This window comes from Burkholderia sp. Bp9142, assembly GCF_003853415.1.
Classification (GTDB): domain Bacteria; phylum Pseudomonadota; class Gammaproteobacteria; order Burkholderiales; family Burkholderiaceae; genus Burkholderia.
On sequence record NZ_QTPP01000002.1, the window covers coordinates 45016 to 65103 of the forward strand.

21 protein-coding genes and 1 pseudogene are annotated in these 20088 nt (G+C 67.8%); 20 read left to right on the forward strand and 2 right to left on the reverse strand.

The annotated features are described in order from the left end of the window. Positions 1-363 precede the first annotated feature (363 nt). From DIE22_RS02930 to DIE22_RS02945, 4 genes are all read left to right on the forward strand, one after another. Positions 364-1515, forward strand: coding sequence for a metallophosphoesterase (locus DIE22_RS02930; RefSeq protein ID WP_124604475.1), 1152 nt, complete (start codon positions 364-366; stop codon positions 1513-1515). Between the two features lie 189 nt (positions 1516-1704). Continuing rightward, on the forward strand, positions 1705-2310 hold the full coding sequence (locus tag DIE22_RS02935; protein ID WP_124604476.1) for an alpha-ketoglutarate-dependent dioxygenase AlkB: 606 nt from the start codon (positions 1705-1707) through the stop codon (positions 2308-2310). Between the two features lie 328 nt (positions 2311-2638). After that, complete coding sequence (locus tag DIE22_RS02940; RefSeq protein WP_006751287.1) at positions 2639-2845, forward strand: hypothetical protein; 207 nt, start codon at positions 2639-2641, stop codon at positions 2843-2845. A gap of 379 nt (positions 2846-3224) precedes the next feature. Next, positions 3225-4169, forward strand: coding sequence for an IclR family transcriptional regulator (locus DIE22_RS02945; protein ID WP_124604477.1), 945 nt, complete (start codon positions 3225-3227; stop codon positions 4167-4169). Between the two features lie 105 nt (positions 4170-4274). Here DIE22_RS02945 and DIE22_RS02950 read toward each other — a convergent pair whose 3' ends face one another. Continuing rightward, positions 4275-5354 (reverse strand): porin, encoded by a 1080-nt coding sequence (locus DIE22_RS02950; protein ID WP_124604478.1) that lies wholly within the window; start codon positions 5352-5354, stop codon positions 4275-4277. Further along, positions 5336-5731 (reverse strand): hypothetical protein, encoded by a 396-nt coding sequence (locus tag DIE22_RS02955; protein WP_124604479.1) that lies wholly within the window; start codon positions 5729-5731, stop codon positions 5336-5338. The genes DIE22_RS02950 and DIE22_RS02955 overlap by 19 nt, the downstream gene beginning before the upstream one ends. A gap of 72 nt (positions 5732-5803) precedes the next feature. Between DIE22_RS02955 and DIE22_RS02960 the strand changes: the two genes are divergently transcribed. The 16 genes and pseudogenes from DIE22_RS02960 (at position 5804) to DIE22_RS03035 (ending at position 19900) form a co-directional block, all read left to right on the forward strand. Then, positions 5804-6121, forward strand: coding sequence for a non-heme iron oxygenase ferredoxin subunit (locus tag DIE22_RS02960; RefSeq protein ID WP_124497877.1), 318 nt, complete (start codon positions 5804-5806; stop codon positions 6119-6121). A 1-nt stretch (position 6122) separates the two neighbouring features. Beyond that, positions 6123-6434, forward strand: a complete 312-nt coding sequence (locus tag DIE22_RS02965; protein ID WP_121857174.1) for a recombinase-like helix-turn-helix domain-containing protein — start codon at positions 6123-6125, stop codon at positions 6432-6434. 60 nt (positions 6435-6494) lie between these two features. Further along, positions 6495-7565, forward strand: coding sequence for an aromatic ring-hydroxylating oxygenase subunit alpha (locus tag DIE22_RS02970; RefSeq protein ID WP_124604480.1), 1071 nt, complete (start codon positions 6495-6497; stop codon positions 7563-7565). Continuing rightward, complete coding sequence (locus DIE22_RS02975) at positions 7558-8328, forward strand: SDR family oxidoreductase (protein ID WP_124604481.1); 771 nt, start codon at positions 7558-7560, stop codon at positions 8326-8328. The genes DIE22_RS02970 and DIE22_RS02975 overlap by 8 nt, the downstream gene beginning before the upstream one ends. A 34-nt stretch (positions 8329-8362) precedes the next feature. Continuing rightward, positions 8363-8890: a cupin domain-containing protein gene (locus DIE22_RS02980; protein WP_124497874.1), complete on the forward strand. Its 528-nt coding sequence runs from the start codon at positions 8363-8365 to the stop codon at positions 8888-8890. A gap of 18 nt (positions 8891-8908) precedes the next feature. After that, positions 8909-9820 carry an alpha/beta fold hydrolase gene (locus tag DIE22_RS02985; protein WP_124604482.1) on the forward strand — a complete coding sequence of 304 codons (912 nt, stop codon included), beginning with the start codon at positions 8909-8911 and terminating at the stop codon, positions 9818-9820. Beyond that, complete coding sequence (locus DIE22_RS02990; RefSeq protein WP_124604483.1) at positions 9817-10674, forward strand: IclR family transcriptional regulator; 858 nt, start codon at positions 9817-9819, stop codon at positions 10672-10674. The genes DIE22_RS02985 and DIE22_RS02990 overlap by 4 nt, the downstream gene beginning before the upstream one ends. A 79-nt stretch (positions 10675-10753) precedes the next feature. Then, complete coding sequence (locus DIE22_RS02995) at positions 10754-11551, forward strand: SDR family oxidoreductase (RefSeq protein ID WP_124604484.1); 798 nt, start codon at positions 10754-10756, stop codon at positions 11549-11551. Next, entirely contained in the window at positions 11544-13214 is a 1671-nt protein-coding gene (locus tag DIE22_RS03000; RefSeq protein ID WP_124604485.1) for a thiamine pyrophosphate-binding protein, read from the forward strand. Before DIE22_RS02995 ends, DIE22_RS03000 begins: the two co-directional genes overlap by 8 nt. Continuing rightward, on the forward strand, positions 13207-14046 hold the full coding sequence (locus DIE22_RS03005; RefSeq protein WP_124604486.1) for an aspartate dehydrogenase: 840 nt from the start codon (positions 13207-13209) through the stop codon (positions 14044-14046). Before DIE22_RS03000 ends, DIE22_RS03005 begins: the two co-directional genes overlap by 8 nt. A gap of 98 nt (positions 14047-14144) precedes the next feature. Next, entirely contained in the window at positions 14145-15635 is a 1491-nt protein-coding gene (locus DIE22_RS03010) for an aldehyde dehydrogenase (RefSeq protein ID WP_124604487.1), read from the forward strand. Between the two features lie 18 nt (positions 15636-15653). After that, complete coding sequence (locus tag DIE22_RS03015; protein ID WP_124604488.1) at positions 15654-16616, forward strand: VOC family protein; 963 nt, start codon at positions 15654-15656, stop codon at positions 16614-16616. Continuing rightward, positions 16613-17857 carry an NAD(P)/FAD-dependent oxidoreductase gene (locus tag DIE22_RS03020; RefSeq protein WP_124604489.1) on the forward strand — a complete coding sequence of 415 codons (1245 nt, stop codon included), beginning with the start codon at positions 16613-16615 and terminating at the stop codon, positions 17855-17857. Before DIE22_RS03015 ends, DIE22_RS03020 begins: the two co-directional genes overlap by 4 nt. Positions 17858-17895: 38 nt before the next feature. Continuing rightward, positions 17896-19296, forward strand: a complete 1401-nt coding sequence (locus tag DIE22_RS03025) for an MFS transporter (RefSeq protein ID WP_124604490.1) — start codon at positions 17896-17898, stop codon at positions 19294-19296. Between the two features lie 65 nt (positions 19297-19361). Further along, positions 19362-19571 (forward strand): annotated as a pseudogene (locus tag DIE22_RS03030) (N-acetyltransferase); the annotation flags it as partial. A gap of 101 nt (positions 19572-19672) precedes the next feature. Further along, positions 19673-19900, forward strand: coding sequence for a DUF3079 domain-containing protein (locus DIE22_RS03035; protein ID WP_124604491.1), 228 nt, complete (start codon positions 19673-19675; stop codon positions 19898-19900). The last annotated feature ends 188 nt before the right edge of the window (positions 19901-20088 follow it).

Below are 20088 nucleotides of genomic sequence, written 5' to 3' on the forward strand. Positions count from 1 at the left end.
GCGCGATGCGGACCGCCAGCGATGCGGCGCGCGCCGGGGCGCCCGGAGGCGGTTCGGGTGCGGTCGTGGCGCGGTCCGCGATTCTGCCAGCGCTTGCTTTCGCATGGGTGCCGACGGACTGTAAAGGATCGTCAGGCGGAACCCCGCCGCCGACGTTTGTTCGCCGATGTGCGGGAATCGAGGCAGCGATTGCCGGATTGCTGCTCGAGCGGTTGCGAATCCGCGCCCGGTCGAGTCGGCCGGTATCTGTGTACCATCGTGCGAAGGACGCGGCGCGTGGCGCGGGGCATGACGAGAACTTGACGTCACGATCCCGGCCGATGCGCCGCGCGACGGTGGTAGCGCAACGAGGATGAGTGTTCCATGCGAAGTTTCTTTGTCCGGTTCATCGCAATCGGCGTGCTGTTCCATCTGTATGTCGGGCTGCGGATCATTCCCGGCGCATTCGCGTCGCCGCTCGCGCGCACGATCGCGGCGCTGGTACTGGCGAGCTTCGTCGTGCTGATCCCGGTCGGCATGTTCTCGCGCCGCTTCGACGAAGGCTGGGCCGCGACGCTCGTTGGCTGGGCCGGCTCGCTCGCGATGGGCTTCTTCTCGTCGCTGCTGGTGCTGACGTTCCTGCGCGAGCTGGTGCTGCTCGGCGTCATCGTGTGGCGGCATCTCGGGCATGACGGCGCCTGGAGCGGCGCGAGCGCCGACACGGCGCTCGGCGTGCTGGTGGCCGCGGTGCTGGTCACCGCGATCGGATTCGTCGGCGCGCGCCGCACGGCGGCGGTCAAGCGCGTGTCGATTCCGGTCGACGGGCTGCCGGCCGCGCTCGACGGGCTGACGATCGTGCAACTGTCGGACATTCACGTCGGGCCGACGATCAAGCGGCCTTATATCGAGCGGATCGTGCGGGCGGTCAATGCGCTCGATGCGGATCTCGTCGTCGTGACGGGCGACGTGGTCGACGGCTCGGTCAAGCGGCTGCGCGAACACACGGCGCCGCTCGGCCGCATGCAGTCGCGGCACGGCAGCTTCCTCGTGACGGGCAACCACGAGTACTACGCCGGCGCGCACGCGTGGATCGACGAATTCCGGCGAATCGGGTTGACGGTGTTGCTCAACGAGCACGTGCTGATCGAGCACGACGGTGCGCGGGCGGTGCTCGCGGGCGTCACCGATTTCACGGCGGGCGGGTTCGATCCCGCGCATCGCAGCGATCCCGAGCAGGCGCTGGCGGGCGCGCCACGCGACGTCGCGACGAAGATCCTGCTCGCGCACCAGCCGCGCAGCGCGGAAGCGGCGAGCCGCGCCGGCTTCACCGTGCAGCTGTCCGGCCATACGCACGGCGGCCAGTTCCTGCCGTGGCCGCCGTTCGTGCGTCTGCAGCAGCCGGTGATCGGCGGGCTCGACCGGTTCGGCGCGATGTGGCTCTATACGAGCCGCGGCACCGGCTACTGGGGGCCGCCGAACCGCTTCGGCGTGCCGTCCGAAATCACGCTGATCCGGTTGACGCGCGCGACTGGGTGACGGGCGCGATAGCGTCGAAATCGACGCGCACCGTGATGATCGCGTGACACGCCGCAAATGCATCGGCTTCGCCGTTCGCGCGGACGGCCGCGTCGCGCGCCGGAATGACAGCGCATGGCGGCGCGTGTCGCCGTTGTCTACCATGCAGACATGGTCCGTCTGTACCGTTCATTTTTGCCTGATCCCGACATGTCGACGCCCGATCTATTCGCCGATACGCCCGCGCCCGACGTCGATTGGTACCCGGACTGGCTCGCACCGTCCGACGCCGATCGCGTGCTGGCCGCGCTGATCGATGAAGTCGCATGGCGCCAGGACACGATCCGTACGCCGCGCGGCCGCATTCCGCTGCCGCGGCTCACCGCGTGGCAGGGCGAGCCGGACGCCGTCTACGTGTATTCGGGGATCCGCAACGTGCCCGCGCCGTGGACGGCGGCCGTGCTCGACCTGAAGCGTGCAGTCGAGGCCACGTGCGGCGCGCATTTCAACAGCGTGCTGCTCAATCGTTACCGCAACGGACAGGACAGCCTCGGCTGGCATGCGGACAACGAGCCGGAGCTCGGCGAAACACCGGTGATCGCGTCGGTCAGCCTTGGTGCGATGCGCGTGTTCGACCTGCGTCACCGTGCGACCGGCGTCGTGCATGCGTACCGGCTGACGCACGGCAGCCTGCTCGTGATGCGCGGCCGCACGCAGGCCGAATGGCAGCACCGCGTGCCGAAGGCGCCGGCCGTGCAGGGCGAGCGCATCAATCTGACGTTCCGGAGAGTCATGCCAGCGGCGGCGGGTCGTTAGCCGCTGGCCCTGCCGCCCCGGCGCCGCGCGCTCACGTTCGATCATGACCCGTTTTCGATCGATACGATCCGTCGGTCGTCCATGCGGCGCGTTGCCGCACGAGTGCTGTATGGTGCGGCGCAACCATGCCCGCGAGGCCCGTGCCGCAAGGGTTTTCAGGCGGATTCGATCGACCACCTGGTTCCGATAGGCAAGTGTAAGCCCTGATGGTGCGTCGCAACATTCCTTGACTAGACTATCGAATAGCTGAAACGCGCCGCGAACCGGCGCATTTTTTCGACATGCCCGATGCGTGGCCAATGGGACCCATAGGGCAGGAGCATAACCCGTGACCGTACTGGACTCATCCCTCGAATCCTCGCTGCACGTCTTCGAACAAGACGGCGGATGGCAATGGGCGCTGACGGTGAAGCGGGCGTCCGGCGTTGGCGTGAAAGTCGTCGCATTCAGCACGGACGGCTTTCGCGGCGAAGCCGATGCCTATGCCGCCGGCCAGCGCGCGCGCGCCGAGTATGACGACACCGTGACGGCCTGACGCCGTCGCGCCGACCCCAATCCCGATCCCGGCCCGGCGTGGTCGTTCGTTGTCACGCGTTTTCCTGTTCCTTTCCCTCCTTTCCGACTTGCCCGAATCGATCCGTATGCGACATCGCATGCGGTGCGCTCGCATTTGCCCGTCGTTCACTGCCGCCACGGTACCCGGCGACGTTCCGGTGGGCAGTCCTGTCTATCGCTGTTATTCTTTCGATCGCATCAGGCTATATGACAGTCCGGCTGTCCGGTCGGGCGCACCGCGCCGTCGGCCACCTGCGCGGGATCGTGTTGATCCGACTCGGTCGAAATTCCATAATCAAGCATTGCGGGTCTTTCGTGAACGCTTTCATTCCGTCCATGTGCACAGGGTCAATCCAACGATGAGCGGTGCACCGAAACCGCCGGCGAAGCCGGCAAGCGCGCCGCGCGCGGCAGCCAGCGACGACGTCGACCACGACGCGTCGAAGCCGGGCGCGGGCGACGACGAATCGTCCGGCGGCGCGTCGTCGTATCTGGTTCCGGGCCTCGAACGCGGGCTGCGGATCCTCGCCGAATTCTCCGCGCGCGAGCCGGTGCTCGGCGCGCCCGAACTGTCGAAGCGCATCGGCATCCCGCGCACGACCACCTTCCGTCTGCTGCAGACGCTCGAAGCGCTCGGCTTTCTCGAGCGCGTGAACGGCGACCGCTATTTCCGGCTCGGTGTCGGCGTGATGCGGCTCGGCTTCGAATACCTGAATTCGCTGGAACTGACCGACCTCGGCGCGCCGGTGCTCGAACGGCTGCGCGACGCGACGGGCCTGTCGACGCACCTGCTGATCCGCGACCAGCGCGATGTGGTGTTCGTCGCGAAGGCACAGAGCAACACGTCGATGTTCGGTTCGGTGAAGGTGCACGTCGGCACGCGGTTGCCCGCGCACGCGACCGTGCACGGCCACGTGCTGATGGGCGACCTCACGCGCGACGCGCTGCGCCAGCTGTATCCGGAAAAGCGGCTCGAGCAGTTCACCGAGCGCACGCCGGGCACCGTCGACGAGCTGTACGAGCGCGTGCGTCATTACGCGCGGCTCGGTTATGCGGTCAGCGAGGCCGCGTTCGAGAGCGGCATCTCGGCGGTGACCGCGCCCGTGCGCGAGCATTCGGGCGCGATCGTCTCGGCCATCACGGCGACGGTGCCGCGCTCGGAAATCGGCGAGGCCGGCGAGAAGGAGCGGCTCGTCGAAGCGGTATGCGGCGCGGCGGTCGACCTGTCGCAGCGCCTGAACTACCGGCCGCTCGAAAGCGACCCGACATTCGCGCACGCGCGCCATCGGGTCGCGATGTTCTGACCTGTCGAGCAGGCCGCCGCATCGCACGGCTTCGCCAGCAAAAATAGAGCAGCCCAACGGCTGCTCTTTTCGTTTTCGTCATCGGGCGCGTGCGCCCGTCGCCGCTCAGAACGAATGATGAATGCCGGTCAGCACGATCACCTGGTTCGCGGTGCTCGACGCGCCGGCCGTGAAGAACGCGGCCTTCGCACCGCCCGAGCCGTGCTCGAACAGCACGTTCGCATAGAGCTGCGTGCGCTTGGACAGCGAATAGATGTCGCCGAGCTCGACCTGCGTCCAGCGGCGGCCGGCCAGCGTCGTGGTCGCCGCGCCGCCCGCGATCGTGTTGAACGCGCTGCTGCGATAGTTCACGCCCGCGTCGTAGCTCTGGAACGTGTCGGAAAACCCGTTCGACTGCATCTTCACGCGCGTGTAGAGGCCGTGCACGAGGAAGTCGCCGATCTGGTACGACGCGCCCGCGCCGATGTTCTCGACCTTGTTCGCCAGATAGCCGTTCGCGGTGTTCTGCCCCTGGAACGACGTGATCCCCGTCTGGCCGACCAGGATCGAGCGGTCGTGCTCGTTCGAATAGACGGCTGACGCCTTGAACGGCCCGTTCGCATAGTTCAGCGCGACGCCGACCGACTTGCCGGTCGAGAAGTTCGTCGTGTTGCCGAGCGCCATCGTCGCCGCGGCCGAGAAGCCGCCGAAGCTCGGCGAACGGTACTTGACCGCGTTGTTGTACGGCACGTTGCCGGTCGCGGCGAGCCCGTCGATGTTGCCGGGGTGGAACGCATACCAGCTCATCGCGAGATACGCGGTGCTGAGCGGATCGAGATAGTCGAACGTCAGCGGCGTCTGGCGGCCGAGCGTCAGCGTGCCGTAGCGCTCCGAGCTGAGCCCGACGAACGCCGCGCGGTTCCAGATCGTGTTCGCGGTCGCGAACTGGCCGTTGTTCGTATAGAAGCCGTTTTCCAGCTGGAAGATCGCCGACAGGCCGCCGCCCAGGTCTTCCTTGCCTTTCAGGCCCCACCGGTCGGGCTGCGTGTTGCCCTGGATCATTGCCCACTTCGCATGGCCGCCGACGTTGTTCACGTACGCGACGCCGGCATCCATGCTGCCGTACAGCACTACGCTGCTCTGCGCCCACGCGCCGGACACGGCGCTCATTCCGATGACTGCTGCTGCTACCGCTTGCTTGAGCATTTGATCTCCTGACTCTCCAAACCTGACGGAAAACATGCCGTGGCGGCGGGCGCGGGGACGGCCGGCCGTCGCGCGTTTCCGCCACCGGGGCGGGCATTCTTTATGTTCCATATAAGGAACAATGTGCCTTTGATGGAATGGAGTATAGAGGTGTCGTGCACCGTATCAAAAATAAATTTATCGGGCCGGATGGGGATGACGGCGATCCGCAACGCGGGTTGGAGAATCCGGAAAAACAGACTTAAATGCCCGGCCGAAAACACAAAATTACATTTGATGGGCGTTGCGGCGGAGCGCGTCGACTCAACGGTCGGTGTTTTCCCTAGGGCATGCAGCTTTTTGTTTTGCTCGTGGAAAGCCGCTTCTATAATCACCATCCATAAACTGCTGTTCCGGATATGGAACAAGTCAGGAGCGAACCGAGAGTCGATCAGAAGGAAGGGTGTGAGATGTCTGAACAATGGATTTGCGCCGGGCACGCCGGCGCGCTGTCGGAAGACACGCCGATCGAGTTCAAGCGGACCGACGGTGTCGAAATCGGGATCTACCGCGTCGGCGACGAGGTGTATGCGCTCGAGAACGTGTGCCCGCATGCGTACGCGCTGCTGACGCAGGGGTTCGTCGACGAGGGCACGGTCGAATGCCCGCTGCACGAGGCCGTGTTCGACATCAGGACGGGCGAATGCCTGAAGGGCCCGGGCGGGCGCGCGCTGAAGCAGTACGCGGTGCGCCTTGCGGGTGAAGAAATCCAAGTCAAGGTGGAATGACATGAAAGAAGCGACCGTCAACTTCAATCCCTTCCTGAAGCCGTGGGTGGCGCCTCAGCCGAACAACGTCGCCGGCAAGGGGCAGATCGAGATCCCGGGCCAGGTCGAGAACCAGGTCTGGCAGAACCGCAAGGCCGCGCCGACGCAGTACGAGAACGATCTCGGCGATGCGCTCGAACGCGTGTTCGAGAGCGGTGCGACCGAGCTGGACGATGTCGTCGCGGGCCTGAACCGCATCGGCTTTCGCGCACCGGACGGCACCGCCTGGACCGCCGAGCGTTTCCGCGCCGAAATGGCCTCGCTCGCGGAATGACCGCAGCGACCGCGCCGGGCGCCTGAGCGCCGACCCGACAACCGCATCCGGAGCACACTGATGACGTCCCCCGACCAACACGAAGCCCAACACGACCCGGTCCGCGACTACCTCGACCGCGGCATCAAGAACTACTGGTATCCCGTCGCCCCGAGCTGGCAGGTGTCGAACGCGCCTGTCGGCCTCACGCGCCTGTCCGAGCAGATCGTGCTGTGGCGCGATCACGAGGGCAAGGTCCACGCGCTGGAAGATCGCTGCCCGCACCGCGGCGCGCGCCTGTCGCTCGGCTGGAACCTCGGCGGCAACATCGCCTGCTGGTATCACGGCATCGAAGTCGACGGCGGCGGCACGGTCAGCCGCGTGCCGGCGGTCGCGAACTGTCCGCTCGAAGGCACGAAGTGCGTGAAGTCGTATCCGGTCGAAGAACAGGCCGGCGCGATCTTCCTGTGGTTCGGCGACGAAGCGCACGGCGAACCGGCGCCGCTGAACCTGCCGGAAGAACTGGTCGCCGACGAGTACGGCCATTTCCTGTGCGTGTCGAACTGGAAGTGCAATTACCAGTACGCGATCGACAACGTGATGGACCCGATGCACGGCGCGTACCTGCACGCGACGTCGCACTCGATGGCCGAAGGCGACAAGCAGGCCGAGATGCGCGTGCGCAAGACGGAAACGGGCCTGATGTTCGAGAAGATCGGCCAGCGCGACGTGAACTTCGACTGGGTCGAGCTCGGCGAAACGGGCTGCCTGTGGATGCGTCTCGCGATTCCGTACAAGCAGAAGTTCGGCCCGGGCGGCAACTTCGGGATCGTCGGCTTCGCGACGCCGGTCGACGGCGACAACTGCCAGGTCTACTTCTGGCGCACCCGCAAGGTCAGCGGCTGGCAGCGCGACGTGTGGCGCTTCATGTACCGCAACCGCCTCGAGGGCCTGCACTGGGACGTGCTCGAGCAGGACCGCTACGTCCTCGAAAGCCTCGCGCCGCATGCGCGCGATCACGAATACCTGTACCAGCACGACGTCGGCATCACGCGCGTGCGCCGGATGCTGCGCCAGCGCGCGCAGGAGCACCTGTCCGCGCTTGACGCGCACCGTGCGGCGCACGCCGCGGCGGAGCCGGCGAATGGCTGAGTCCGCACCGGTCGTGTCGCTGCCGGGGCGCCGCGTGCTCGTCACGGGCGGCGCGCGCGGTCTCGGCGCCGCGTTCGTGAAGGCGCTGGTCGAAGCGGGCGCGCAGGTCGCGTTCGGCGACGTGCTCGTCGACGAAGGCCGCGCGCTGGCCGCGCAGCTCGTGCAAGCCGGCCACACCGCGCATTTCCTCGCGCTCGACCTGGCCGATCCGGCGAGCGTCGACGCATTCGTCGCGCAGGGCGCGGCAGCCCTCGGCGGCATCGACGCGCTGATCAACAACGCGGCGATCACGAACTCGGGCGGCAAGCTGTCGACGGAACTCGACGTGTCGACCTGGGATGCCGTGATGAACGTGAACGTGCGCGGCGTGTGGCTCGTCAGCAATGCGGCGCTGCCGCACCTTGCGCGCTCGGGCCGCGGCGCGATCGTGAACCTCGCATCGGACACCGCGCTGTGGGGCGCGCCGAAGCTGCTCGCGTACGTCGCGAGCAAGGGCGCCGTGATCGCGATGACGCATGCGCAGGCACGCGAGTTCGGCGCGCACGGCGTGACGGTCAACGCGATCGCGCCGGGGCTCACCGAAGTCGAGGCGACGGCCTACGTGCCGGCTGAACGCCATGCGTTCTACATGCAGGGCCGTGCGCTGACGCGCACGCAGGTGCCCGACGACGTGACGGGCCCGGTGCTGTTCCTGCTGTCGGACGGCGCGCGCTTCGTGACGGGTCAACTGCTGCCGGTGAACGGCGGCTTCGTGATGAATTGAATTGAAGTTTTCACTGGGAATGAAGGAGAGGACGATGGCGGACGCAGATCTCGAACGCAAGTCGTGGGACCAGCCGGAAGGCGCAAGCTTCGGCGACTGGATGGAAGGGCGTGTCGCGCGCCATGCGACGCGGCGCTACGACTGGGACGCGCTGAAGTTCCAGGCCGACTACGACCCGAAGTATCGCCGTGCGCAGATGCGCTACGTCGGCACGGGCGGCACGGGCGTCGCGAAGGACGTCAACACGGTGCCGGCCGGCAACTTCACGTTTTCGACGATGGTCATCCCGGCCGGCAACATCGGCCCGAGCCACATCCACATCGACGTCGAGGAAATCTTCTTCGTGCTGCGCGGCAGGATGAAGGTGATCTGCGAGCGCGACGGCGAGACCTGGGAAGCAGTCCTCGGCGAGCGCGACCTGATCTCGGTGCCGCCGGGCGTGTATCGCACGGAAATCAACATCGGCGAGGAAGACGCGCTGATGTGCGTGATGCTCGGTTCGCCGAAGCCCATCACGCCGACGTATCCGCCGGATTCGCCGCTCGCGAAGATCAAGCGCTGAGACGGGGCGGAGCAAGCAATGCGTGTCATCGACAAACGTGAACGCGACCGCACCGCGGCGTTCGCCGCGCTGCTCGGGCAGTTTCCCGAACAGCGCTGCGAAGCCGGCGCGGCGGGCACGATCGGCTACCGTGAGGCTGGCGCAGGCGAGGCCGGCGCGCAGCATGCGGGCCACGCGCTGCCCGTCGTGCTGCTGCACGGGATCGGCTCGGGCGCCGCATCGTGGGTGCGCCAGCTCGACACGCTCGGCGCGTCGCGCCGCGTGCTCGCGTGGGATGCGCCCGGCTACGGCGTGTCGACCCCCGTGCACGGCACGTCGCCGGCGGCCGCCGATTACGCGGCGTCGCTCAACGCGTGGCTCGAGGCACTCGGCATCGCGCGTTGCGTGCTGGTCGGGCATTCGCTCGGCGCGATCATCGCGGGCGGGTTGGCCCGCGTGATGCCCGCGCGAATCGCCGGCCTGCTGCTGATCTCGCCCGCGGGCGGCTACGGCAGCGCGCCCGCGCAAACGCGCGACACGCGCCGCGATGCACGCCTTGCCATGCTCGACGAACTCGGCCCGGCCGGGCTCGCCGAGCAGCGCAGCGGCAACATGCTGTCGGGATTCGCGAGCGAGGATGCGCGGGCGTGGGTGCGCTGGAACATGGCGCGCATCGTGCCGGCCGGCTATGCGCAGGCCACGCATCTGCTCGCGAACGCCGACCTGGCAACCGATCTCGCGGGCTTCACGGGCCGCGCGGCGGTGGCCGTTGGCGCGCACGACGCGATCACGCCGCCTGCCGCGTGCGAACGTATCGCGGCCGCGCTGCACGTCGGGCTGCAGGTGATTCCGCAGGCCGGTCACGCCGGTTATGTGGAAGCGCCGGATGTCTATTCCGCACTGATCGATGCTGTTTGTCGCCAGTGCGATCAACAGCGGGGGCGGGCATGAGCGAACCGCTGCAACAACCAGAATCCGACACCGCGAAGTCCGAGGCCAGCTACGTGGTGCCGGGCCTCGAACGCGGCTTGCGCATCCTCGCCGAATTCTCGCCGCGCGAGCCGGTACTCGGTGCGCCGGAACTGTCCAAGCGCCTCGGCATTCCGCGCACGACGGTGTTCCGTCTGCTGCAGACGCTCGAATCGCTCGGCTTTCTCGAGCGCGCGGACAAGGATCGCAACTACAAGCTCGGCATCGCCGTGCTGCGGCTCGGCTTCGAATACCTGAGCTCGCTCGAGCTGACCGATCTCGGCCTGCCGGTGATCGAGAGCCTGCGCGATGCGACCGGCTTCACGACGCACATCGTGATCCGCGACGGCCGCGACGTGGTGTTCGTCGCGAAGGCGCAGAGCCAGTCGCCGGTGTTCAGCTCGATTCGCGTGAACGTCGGCACGCGGTTGCCCGCGCATGCGACGACCCATGGCCACGTGCTGATGGGCGACCTGTCGCTGAAGGAGCTGCGTGCGCTGTATCCGGACGGCAAGCTGAACCGGATGACGAGCGCGACGCCGGAATCGGTCGACGCGTTGTACGAAGTGATCCGCGAGGATGCGCTGCGCGGCTACGGCGTCAGCAATTCGTCGTTCGAGCGCGGCATCTCGGTGGTCACGGCGCCGGTGCGCAACGACACGCAGAAGATCGTCGCGTGCATCACGGTGACGGTGCCGCGGCCGGAGATCGACGCGGCGCTGATCGCCGACGGGCTGATCGACAAGGTGCAGCGCGCGGCGGCGGAACTGTCGCGGCGGCTCAATTACCGCTCGGACGACGAGCACACGTTTCTCAAAGCTTTAGGATTGAAATGAGACCCCCACGCATGCTTCGCACGCTGCCCCCCAAGGGGGCGGTCAATCCTCTTGGGGCGGCCCGGCGAGGACCGACGACATGATTGAGATCGATCTGACCGGGCAGGTGGCGGTGGTGACGGGCGGTTCGTCCGGCATCGGCCTCGCGACTGCCGAACGGTTCCTGCAGGCCGGCGCGTCGGTCGCGATTTGCGGCCGCGACGGCGAACGCCTCGCGCGCGCCGAAGCGAGGCTCGGCGAGCGATACCCGGGGGCGCAACTGCTCGCCGTGCGCTGCGACGTACTCGACGAAGCCGACGTGGCCGCGTTCGCGCAGGCCGTGTCCGACCGCTTCGGCCGGGCCGACATGCTCGTCAACAACGCGGGCCAGGGCCGCGTGTCGACCTTCGCCGACACGACCGACGTCGCATGGCGCGACGAGCTCGAACTGAAGTACTTCAGCATCATCCGCCCGACGCGCGCGTTCCTGCCGCTGCTGCGCGACGCGCAGGCGCCGAGCATCACCTGCGTGAACTCGCTGCTCGCGCTGCAGCCGGAGCCGCACATGGTCGCGACGTCGTCGGCGCGCGCGGGCGTGCTGAGCCTCGTGAAGTCGCTCGCGACCGAACTGGCGCCGCAGCGCATCCGCGTGAACTCGATCCTGATCGGCATCGTCGAGTCGGGCCAGTGGCGCCGCCGCTACGAAGCGCAGGCGCAGGCCGGCGAAAGCTGGGAGGACTGGACGGGCGCGCTCGCCCGCAAGAAGAACATTCCGCTGAACCGCTTCGGCACGCCTGACGAGGCAGCCTGGGCACTTTTTTATCTCGCAACGCATCTGTCGTCCTATACGACGGGCAGCCATATCGACGTTTCTGGAGGCTTTGCACGCCATGTCTAAAAAAACCACGGTTGGCGAGCTGATTGCCGCCTTTCTCGAGCAGTGCGACGTCAAGACCGCATTCGGTGTCATCTCGATCCACAACATGCCGATCCTCGACGCGATCAACTCGCGCGGCAACATCCGGTATGTCGGCGCGCGCGGTGAAGCGGGCGCGGTGAACATGGCCGATGGCCTGGCCCGCGTGTCGGGCGGCCTGGGCGTCGCGTTCACGAGCACGGGCACGGCGGCGGGCAACGCGGCCGGCGCGATGGTCGAGGCGCTGACGGCCGGCACCGCGCTGCTGCACATCACGGGGCAGATCGAAACGCCGTACCTCGACCAGGATCTGGCATACATCCACGAAGCGCCGGACCAGCTCACGATGCTCGACGCGATCTCGAAGGCCGCGTTCCGCGTGCGCACGGTCGAAACCGTGCTGCCGACGATCCGCGAAGCGGTGCGCATCGCGCAGACCGCGCCGACGGGCCCGGTGTCGGTCGAGATTCCCATCGACATCCAGGCCGCCGAAATCGAATGGCCGGACGACCTCGCGCCGGCGCACGTCGCGGTGCGCGAGCACGACGACGCACGCGTCGCGAAGCTCGCCGACGCGCTGGCGGCCAAGCGCCGTCCGCTGCTGTGGCTGGGCGGCGGTGCGCGCCATGCGCGTGCGGAAGTCGAACGCCTCGTGAAGCTCGGCTTCGGCGTCGTGACGAGCGTGCAGGGCCGCGGCGTGCTGCCGGAAGACCACCCGGCGACGCTCGGCGCGTTCAACGTGCATTCGGCCGTCGAAGCGTTCTACAAGACCTGCGATGCGCTCGTCGTGGTCGGCTCGCGCCTGCGCGGCAACGAGACGCTGAAGTACAAGCTCGCGCTGCCGCGGCCGCTGTTCCGCGTCGACGCCGATGCGCTTGCCGACAACCGCGGCTATCGCAACGAGCTGTTCGTGCACGGCGATTCGAAGCGCGTGCTGGCCGAGTTGGCCGACCGTCTCGAAGGCCGCCTGTCCGTCGATCCGCAGTTCGCGGTCGATCTCGCGGCGGCGCGCGAGCAGGCCGTCGCCAGCGTGGCGGAGGGCCTCGGGCCGTACAAGACGCTGGTCGACACGCTGCAGGGCGCGGTGGGCCGCGACTACAACTGGGTGCGCGACGTGACGATTTCGAACAGCACGTGGGGCAACCGCCTGCTGAAGATCTTCGAGCCGCGCGCGGGCGTGCATGCGCTCGGCGGCGGCATCGGCCAGGGTATCCAGATGGGCATCGGCGCGGCGCTGGCCGGTTCGGCCGCGAAGACGGTCTGCCTGGTCGGCGACGGCGGCCTGATGGTCAACGTCGGTGAGCTGGTGACGGCCGTGCAGGAAAACGCGAACGTGATGATCGTGCTGATGAACGACCAGTGCTACGGCGTGATCCGCAACATCCAGGATGCGCACTACGGCGGCCGCCGCTGCTTCGTGCAGCTGCACCAGCCCGATTTCGCGCAGTTCTGCGCGAGCTTCGGCCTCACGCACTACCGGATCACGTCGCTCGACCAGGCGGAAGCGATCGTGCGCGAAGGGATCGCGAAGGAAGGACCGGTGATGGTCGAGGTCGACATGCTGTCGGTCGGCTCGTTCGCATCGGCCTTCGCGGGTCCCCCGGTGAAGAAGGAGGAAACGCCGTCGGAGCGCCAATATGCTTAACGGACGCAACCCGGGCCACGCACACGCGCATGCGCCCGTCGACGTCGTGATGATCGGCTTCGGCGCGATCGGTGCCGCCGTGTATCACGCGGTCGAGCACGACGCGTCGTTGCGCGTCGCGCACGTGATCGTGCCCGAGCACCAGCGCGACGCGGTGCAGCACGAGCTCGGCGGGGCGGTGGAGGTCGTGTCGTCGGTCGACGCGCTGGCCCGCCGTCCCGAGTTCGCGCTCGAATGCGCGGGCCACAGCGCGCTCGTCGATCACGTCGTGCCGCTGCTGAAGGCCGGCACCGATTGCGCGGTCGCATCGATCGGCGCGCTGTCCGATCTCGCGCTGTTCGACGTGCTGTCGCAGGCCGCCGACGAAGGCGACGCGACGCTCACGCTGCTGTCCGGCGCGATCGGCGGGATCGACGCGCTGGCGTCGGCGAAGCAGGGCGGCCTCGACGAGGTGCTGTACGTCGGCCGCAAGCCGCCGCTCGGCTGGCTCGGCACGCCCGCGGAGGCACTGTGCGACCTGCGCGCGATGACCGAAGAGAAGGTGATCTTCGAAGGCACCGCACGCGATGCCGCGCGGCTGTATCCGAAGAACGCGAACGTCGCGGCAACCGTCGCGCTGGCGGGCCTCGGCCTCGACGCGACGCGCGTGCGCCTGATCGCCGATCCGGCCGTCGCGCGCAACGTGCACCGCATCACCGCACGCGGCGCATTCGGCGAGATGTCGCTCGAGATGAGCGGCAAGCCGTTGCCCGACAACCCGAAGACGTCCGCGTTGACCGCGTACTGCGCGATCCGCGCGCTGCGCAATCGCGCGGCCCGCTGCGTGATCTGAACGGACAACCCGGCCGGTCCGGCCATCCGGGCCATTGAACGGCCGCCTGCGCCACGGCACGGGCGGCTGCGCAGAGACAGATTTGTGGGACTTGTGACATGACTCCATTCGATACGCGCCTCGTACCCGACGGCGACATCCTGATCGGCGGCGAGTGGCGGCGCGGCCGTGGCGCGCCTTACGCGAGCCTCTATCCGGCCGACCAGTCGCTGAACATGGAAGTATCGACGGCGAACGCGGAAGACGCGGCCGAAGCCGTCGTGGCCGCCGACGCCGCATGGCGTCGCGCCGACTGGGCCGGGCTCAAGCCGCACCAGCGCGCGCTGGTGCTGTACCGGATCGCCGACCTGATCATGCAGCGTCACGAGGCGCTCGCGAACCTGCAGCGCCGCGACAACGGCAAGCCGATCGGCGAGACGCGCGTGCTGGTCGCGAGCGCGGCCAATACGTTCCGCTATTTCGCGGCCTGCCTCGAGACGCTCGACGAAGAACTGACGCCGTCGCGCGGCGACTACCTGACGATGAGCGTGCACGAGCCGATCGGCGTGATCGCGGCGATCACGCCGTGGAACTCGCCGATCGCATCCGATGCGCAGAAGCTCGCGCCGGCGCTCGCCGGCGGCAACGCGGTGGTGCTCAAGCCGGCCGAGGTCACGCCGCTCGTGTCGCTCGCGCTGGCCCGCATCTGCGAGGAAGCCGGCGTGCCGAAGGGCGTGCTGAGCGTGCTGCCGGGCAAGGGCTCGGTGATCGGCGACGTGCTGGTGCGGCATCCGCTCGTGAAGAAGGTGTCGTTTACCGGCGGCACCGAAGTGGGTCGCGGCATCGCGCGCATCGCCGCGGAGAAGCTGATGCCGGTGTCGCTGGAGCTTGGCGGCAAGTCGCCGACGATCGTGTTCGACGACGCGGATCTTGATCACGCGGTCAACGGCGTGCTGTACGGCATCTTCAGCTCGTCGGGCGAGGCGTGCATCGCGGGTTCGCGGCTGTTCGTGCAGCGCGCGGTGTACGACGAATTCATGCAGCGCCTGGTGGCCGGCGCACGCAGGCTGCGCGTGGGCGACCCGACGCGGCCCGACACGCAGATGGGTCCGCTGATCACCGCGAAGCATCGCGAATCGGTGGAGCGCTACGTCGCGCTCGGGCTGGAGGAAGGCGGCCGCCTGCTGTGCGGCGGCGAGCGGCCGACGGGCGACGGGCGCGAGGACGGCTTCTTCTACCAGCCGACGATTCTCGAAGGCTTGCCGAACAGCGCGCGCATCTGCCAGGAAGAAATCTTCGGGCCGGTGCTGGTCGCGATGCCGTTCGACGACGAGGCATCGCTGATCGCGCAGGCCAACGACAGCGTGTTCGGCCTCGCCGCCGGCATCTGGACGCGCGACTACAAGCGCGCATGGCGCACCGCGCGCGCGCTCGAGACGGGCACCGTCTGGATCAACACGTACAAGCTGTTCTCGATCTCCACACCGTTCTCGGGCTGGAAGGAGAGCGGGATGGGCCGCGAGAAGGGGCGTCTCGGCATCCGCGAGTACATGCAGCAGAAGAGCCTCTACTGGGGCTTGAACGACGCGCCGCTGCCGTGGGCGAACTGAGCGAAGGGGAATGACGCAATGAGCATCTTGGGTATCGAGCAGATCACGTACGGTGTCGACGACCTCGCGACGTGCCGGCGCTTTTTCGCCGACTGGGGGCTGAAGGAAGTCGTGCACGACGACACGCGCGCACGTTTCGAGACGCTGAACGGCTGCACCGTGCTGGTCGTCAAGGCCGACGATCCGTCGCTGCCGCCCGCGTTCGAAGCGGGCCCGACGCTGCGTGAAGTCACGTGGGGCGTCGCGACGCAGCAGGAAGTCGACGCGCTGCGCACGAAGCTGGCCGGCCAGCCCGGCTATTACGCGCAGGACGATGCGGTCGGCTGCATCGATCCGAACGGGATGGCGATCCGCGTCGAGGTCACGCGCAAGCGCGCGCTCGACATCACCGGCTCGCCGTCGAACGTGTGGGGCCGGACGGTGCGGGTCGACCAGCCGAGCGCGATCTATGCGCGCGCCGAGCCGGTCGAGGTCGGGCACGTCGTGTTCTTCACGAACTGCCTCGACGCGCAGGAAAAGTTCTATCACGAGCTGCTCGGCTTCGAGACGTCGGACCGCTATCCGGGCCGCGGCGCGTTCATGCGCTGCGCGCCGCACGGCGGCCACCACGACCTGTTCCTGCTCGCGCTGCCGAACGGCAAACGCGGCCTGAACCACGTCGCGTTCACGGTGCGCGACATCCATGAAGTGTTCGGCGGCGGCATGCACATCGACCGCTGCGGCTGGGAAACGCAGCTCGGCCCGGGTCGCCACCCGGTGTCGTCCGCGTACTTCTGGTACTTCCAGAATCCGGCCGGCGCGCTGATCGAGTACTACGCGGACGAGGACGTGCTGACGCCCGAGTGGCAGCCGCGCGAATTCGAACCGGGCCCGACCGTGTTCGCCGAATGGGCCGTCGACGGTGGCCTCGACGGCAACACGCGCCGGCAGAAGAACGCGAAGGCGCCGGAAGGCAAGTTCATGACGGAGCGCAAATCGTGAGCGAAGCGAACCCGCAGGAATCGGCCGCGCCGGGCACGGTCGTCGTGATCGGCGGCGGCCAGGCCGCCGGCTGGGTGCTGAAGACGCTGCGCGCGGAAGGGTTCGCCGGGCGCCTCGTCATGATCGCCGACGAGCCGCACCTGCCGTACGAGCGTCCGCCGCTGTCGAAGGCCGTGCTGGCCGGCGACGCCGACATCGAGACCGTGCGGGTCGTGCGCCCGGACGAATTCGACGCGCTGAACGTCGAGGCGTGGCAGCCGGAACGCGCGGCATCGATCGATCGTGCACGTCGCGTGGTGAAGACCGAAAGCGGCCGCGAGATCGAGTACGACCGCCTCGTGATCGCGACCGGCGGCACGTCGCGGCGCTTGCCCGAGACGATCGTCAAGACGCCGAACCTGCATTACCTGCGCACGCTCGACGAAGCGGCCGCGCTCGGCGAGAAGCTGCGCGCGAGCCGGCGCGTGCTCGTGATCGGCGGCGGCTGGATCGGCCTCGAGGTCGCGGCGACCGCGCGCAAGCTCGGCGTCGAAGCGGTCGTCGTCGAAGGCGCGCCGCGGCTGTGCGGCCGCTCGGTGCCACAGATCGTGTCGGATTTCCTGCTCGACCTGCATCGCACGAACGGCGTCGACGTGCGTCTCGGCGCGGCGCTCGCATCGCTCGACACGCAACCGGACGACGCATCGAAGGTGCGCGCGACGCTCGCCGACGGCACGACGATCGACGCCGATTTCGCGGTGGCCGGCATCGGCCTCGCGCTGAACGCGACGCTCGCGAGCGACGCGGGGCTGGCGATCGACGACGGCATCGTCGTCGATGAATTCGGCGCGACCAGCGATCCGGCGATCTTCGCGTGCGGCGACGTCGCGAACCATCACAACGGCTGGCTGAAGCGGCGCGTGCGGCTCGAATCGTGGGCGAACGCGCAGAACCAGGCGATCGCGGCCGCGAAGGCGGTGCTCGGCGTGCGCGCCCCGTACGCGGAGATTCCGTGGTTCTGGTCCGATCAATACGACGTGAACCTGCAGATCCTCGGCGATCTGCCGGCCGATGCGCAGCTTGTCGTGCGCGGCGATCTTGCCGCGCGCCGCGCGACGCTGTTTTTCGTGGGCGATGGGCATGTGAGAGGTGTCATCGCCATCAACAACGCACGCGAGCTGAAGCTCGCACGCAAGTGGATGAACCAGGGCCGGGCAGTGGATACGGAAGCCCTGGCAGACACGACCAAAGCGCTTGCCTGACCGGCCAGGACGGCCAAAAGATCCAGGAGACAACCCGCATGAGCACTTTCGACAACGTCGTGGCCGGCAGGGCCACGATGGAAGCTGCCGCCTCCACGCCCGGCGCGATCATCGCGCGGCTCGAGCGGCTTCCGGCCAACGCGATGCAGATCCGCGCACGCGTGCTGATCGGCACCGCGACGTTCTTCGACGGCTTCGACGTGATCACGATCGCGGCGACGCTGCCGCTGCTGATTCACAAGTGGGGGCTGTCGCCGACGCAGATCGGCATGCTGATCGCGTCCGGCGCGATCGGCCAGCTGATCGGCGCGTTCCTGTTTCCCGCGCTCGCGGAGAAGCATGGCCGCGTGAAGGCGATCGCGTGGAGCTCCGCCGTGATCGGCATCACCAGCATCGCGTGCGGTTTCGCACCGACGTTCGAGGTGTTCGTGCTGCTGCGGATCCTGCAGGGGCTTGGGCTCGGCGGCGAACTGCCGGTCGCGGCGACGTACATCAACGAAATCACGCGCGCGCACGGCCGCGGCCGCTTCGTGCTGCTGTATGAAATCGTGTTCCCGATCGGCCTGCTGGTATCGATGGCGCTCGGTGCTTGGCTCGTGCCGCGGTTCGGCTGGGAGATCATGTACTTCGTCGGCGGGCTGCCGCTGATCCTCGCGCTGGTGCTCACGCGCCTTGTGCCGGAGTCGCCGCGCTGGCTCGCGTCGCGCGGACGGCTCGCGGATGCCGGGCGCGCGGTGGCGACGTTCGAATCGTCGGTGCGCGGCGAACTGCCGCCGGTCACGCAGGTGGCCGCATACGACGAGATGGTGCGCCAGCATCCGAAGCGCCGGATGAGCGACCTGTTCAGCGCCGCGTATCGCAAGCGCACGCTCGCGGTGGCGACGCTGTGGGCGACCTGCGGGTTCATCCAGTACGGGCTGTCTACCTGGCTGCCGACGATCTACAAGAATTTCTATCACGCGCCGCTGCAGCTCGCGCTGAATCTCGCGGTGATCGGCTCGGTGATGGGGGTGCTCGGTTCGCTCGCGTCCGCGCTGCTGGTCGACAAGCTCGGCCGCAAGCCGGTGATCGTGTGGTCGTTCGTGCTGTGCGCGCTGTCGCTGGCGCTCGCGGGCATCTATCACGCGTCGTCGGTGTATGTCGTCGCGGCCTTCTGCTCGCTGTCGCTCGGGCTGATGGCGTCGGGCTTCATCACCGCGTACGTCTATACGCCGGAGCAGTATCCGACGAGCATCCGCGCGTCCGGCTGCGGGCTCGGCAGCGCGTGGCTGAAGATCGCGTCGTTCGCCGCACCGATGATCGTGCCGCACGCGATCATCGGCGGCAATCTCGCGCCGGCGTTCTACCTGATCGGCATCGTGCCGCTGATCGCGGCGCTGACCGTTCATTTCGTCGGGATCGAGACGAAGGGCAAGGTGCTGGAGGCGCTGGAAGCGTAAGCGCGGCCGGCTGCAACGGCGGACATGGAAGGCCCGGGCAATTGAACTGCCCGGGCCTTTTGTGTCTGGGCGAATGCGTGCCGTTTCATGCGCATGAGCAACGCCGGCGAGCCGAGATCGGCTTCGGCCTGCGTCGCCGGTACTGGCGCGGCGGGTATATGCGCGAGCGGCTCGGCTTCGTCAGGGAAGGGCTGCTGCACGAAGGCCGGATCGTCGGCGACGGAGTGGCGGACCGCGCGCTGCACGGGTTGCGCGCGAGCGATCGACGCGGGTGATGCGGCGCCTCCGCTGCGAACGAATGTCGCATCGGCAACGTTTCGCGGTGGACTAGAGTCGAACGGTAGCGGACGCAACGATACCGGGAAGACGACGAATCATGGCCAAGAAATTTCCGCTGCATCCCAACCATCCGGAGCGGATCTGCTGGGGATGCGACAACTACTGCCCGACGCAGGCGATGCGTTGCGGCAACGGCTCCAGCCGGACCCAGCACCCGTGCGAACTGCTCGGCGAGGACTGGTATCGCTACGGCGCCTGGGGCATCGATTGCGAGGATGACGAAAGCGAAAAGGCAACGGCAGCGCCGGCGGGCGGGCAGTCGTAGCGACAAGTTGTCTCACCGTGCGCGGGTGGTTTGTTGATCTGCGTCACGGCGGCCGAAGGTGCGCCGAAACATCATGCGAAAAGATGCATAAAGCAAGCATCTTGAAGCGGGCGGGATGCCCGGCGGCCTGGAACACGCTTCCAGCCTGTCGTCCGAGCCGGCCCGCGCCCCCATGATCGACAAAGGAG

Bases quoted from the DNA above. Each gene is read 5' to 3' on its own strand.
- DIE22_RS02980 (WP_124497874.1), top strand. From the start codon at position 8,363: ATGGCGGACGCAGATCTCGAACGCAAGTCGTGGGACCAGCCGGAAGGC.
- DIE22_RS03000 (WP_124604485.1), top strand. From the start codon at position 11,544: ATGTCTAAAAAAACCACGGTTGGCGAGCTGATTGCCGCCTTTCTCGAG.
- DIE22_RS02945 (WP_124604477.1), top strand. From the start codon at position 3,225: ATGAGCGGTGCACCGAAACCGCCGGCGAAGCCGGCAAGCGCGCCGCGC.
- DIE22_RS03010 (WP_124604487.1), top strand. From the start codon at position 14,145: ATGACTCCATTCGATACGCGCCTCGTACCCGACGGCGACATCCTGATC.
- DIE22_RS03015 (WP_124604488.1), top strand. From the start codon at position 15,654: ATGAGCATCTTGGGTATCGAGCAGATCACGTACGGTGTCGACGACCTC.
- DIE22_RS02930 (WP_124604475.1), top strand. From the start codon at position 364: ATGCGAAGTTTCTTTGTCCGGTTCATCGCAATCGGCGTGCTGTTCCAT.
- DIE22_RS02970 (WP_124604480.1), top strand. From the start codon at position 6,495: ATGACGTCCCCCGACCAACACGAAGCCCAACACGACCCGGTCCGCGAC.
- DIE22_RS03025 (WP_124604490.1), top strand. From the start codon at position 17,896: ATGAGCACTTTCGACAACGTCGTGGCCGGCAGGGCCACGATGGAAGCT.
- DIE22_RS02950 (WP_124604478.1), bottom strand. From the start codon at position 5,354: ATGCTCAAGCAAGCGGTAGCAGCAGCAGTCATCGGAATGAGCGCCGTG.
- DIE22_RS02935 (WP_124604476.1), top strand. From the start codon at position 1,705: ATGTCGACGCCCGATCTATTCGCCGATACGCCCGCGCCCGACGTCGAT.
- DIE22_RS02995 (WP_124604484.1), top strand. From the start codon at position 10,754: ATGATTGAGATCGATCTGACCGGGCAGGTGGCGGTGGTGACGGGCGGT.
- DIE22_RS02955 (WP_124604479.1), bottom strand. From the start codon at position 5,731: ATGGTGATTATAGAAGCGGCTTTCCACGAGCAAAACAAAAAGCTGCAT.
- DIE22_RS02985 (WP_124604482.1), top strand. From the start codon at position 8,909: ATGCGTGTCATCGACAAACGTGAACGCGACCGCACCGCGGCGTTCGCC.
- DIE22_RS03035 (WP_124604491.1), top strand. From the start codon at position 19,673: ATGGCCAAGAAATTTCCGCTGCATCCCAACCATCCGGAGCGGATCTGC.
- DIE22_RS02960 (WP_124497877.1), top strand. From the start codon at position 5,804: ATGTCTGAACAATGGATTTGCGCCGGGCACGCCGGCGCGCTGTCGGAA.
- DIE22_RS03005 (WP_124604486.1), top strand. From the start codon at position 13,207: ATGCTTAACGGACGCAACCCGGGCCACGCACACGCGCATGCGCCCGTC.
- DIE22_RS02965 (WP_121857174.1), top strand. From the start codon at position 6,123: ATGAAAGAAGCGACCGTCAACTTCAATCCCTTCCTGAAGCCGTGGGTG.
- DIE22_RS02975 (WP_124604481.1), top strand. From the start codon at position 7,558: ATGGCTGAGTCCGCACCGGTCGTGTCGCTGCCGGGGCGCCGCGTGCTC.
- DIE22_RS02990 (WP_124604483.1), top strand. From the start codon at position 9,817: ATGAGCGAACCGCTGCAACAACCAGAATCCGACACCGCGAAGTCCGAG.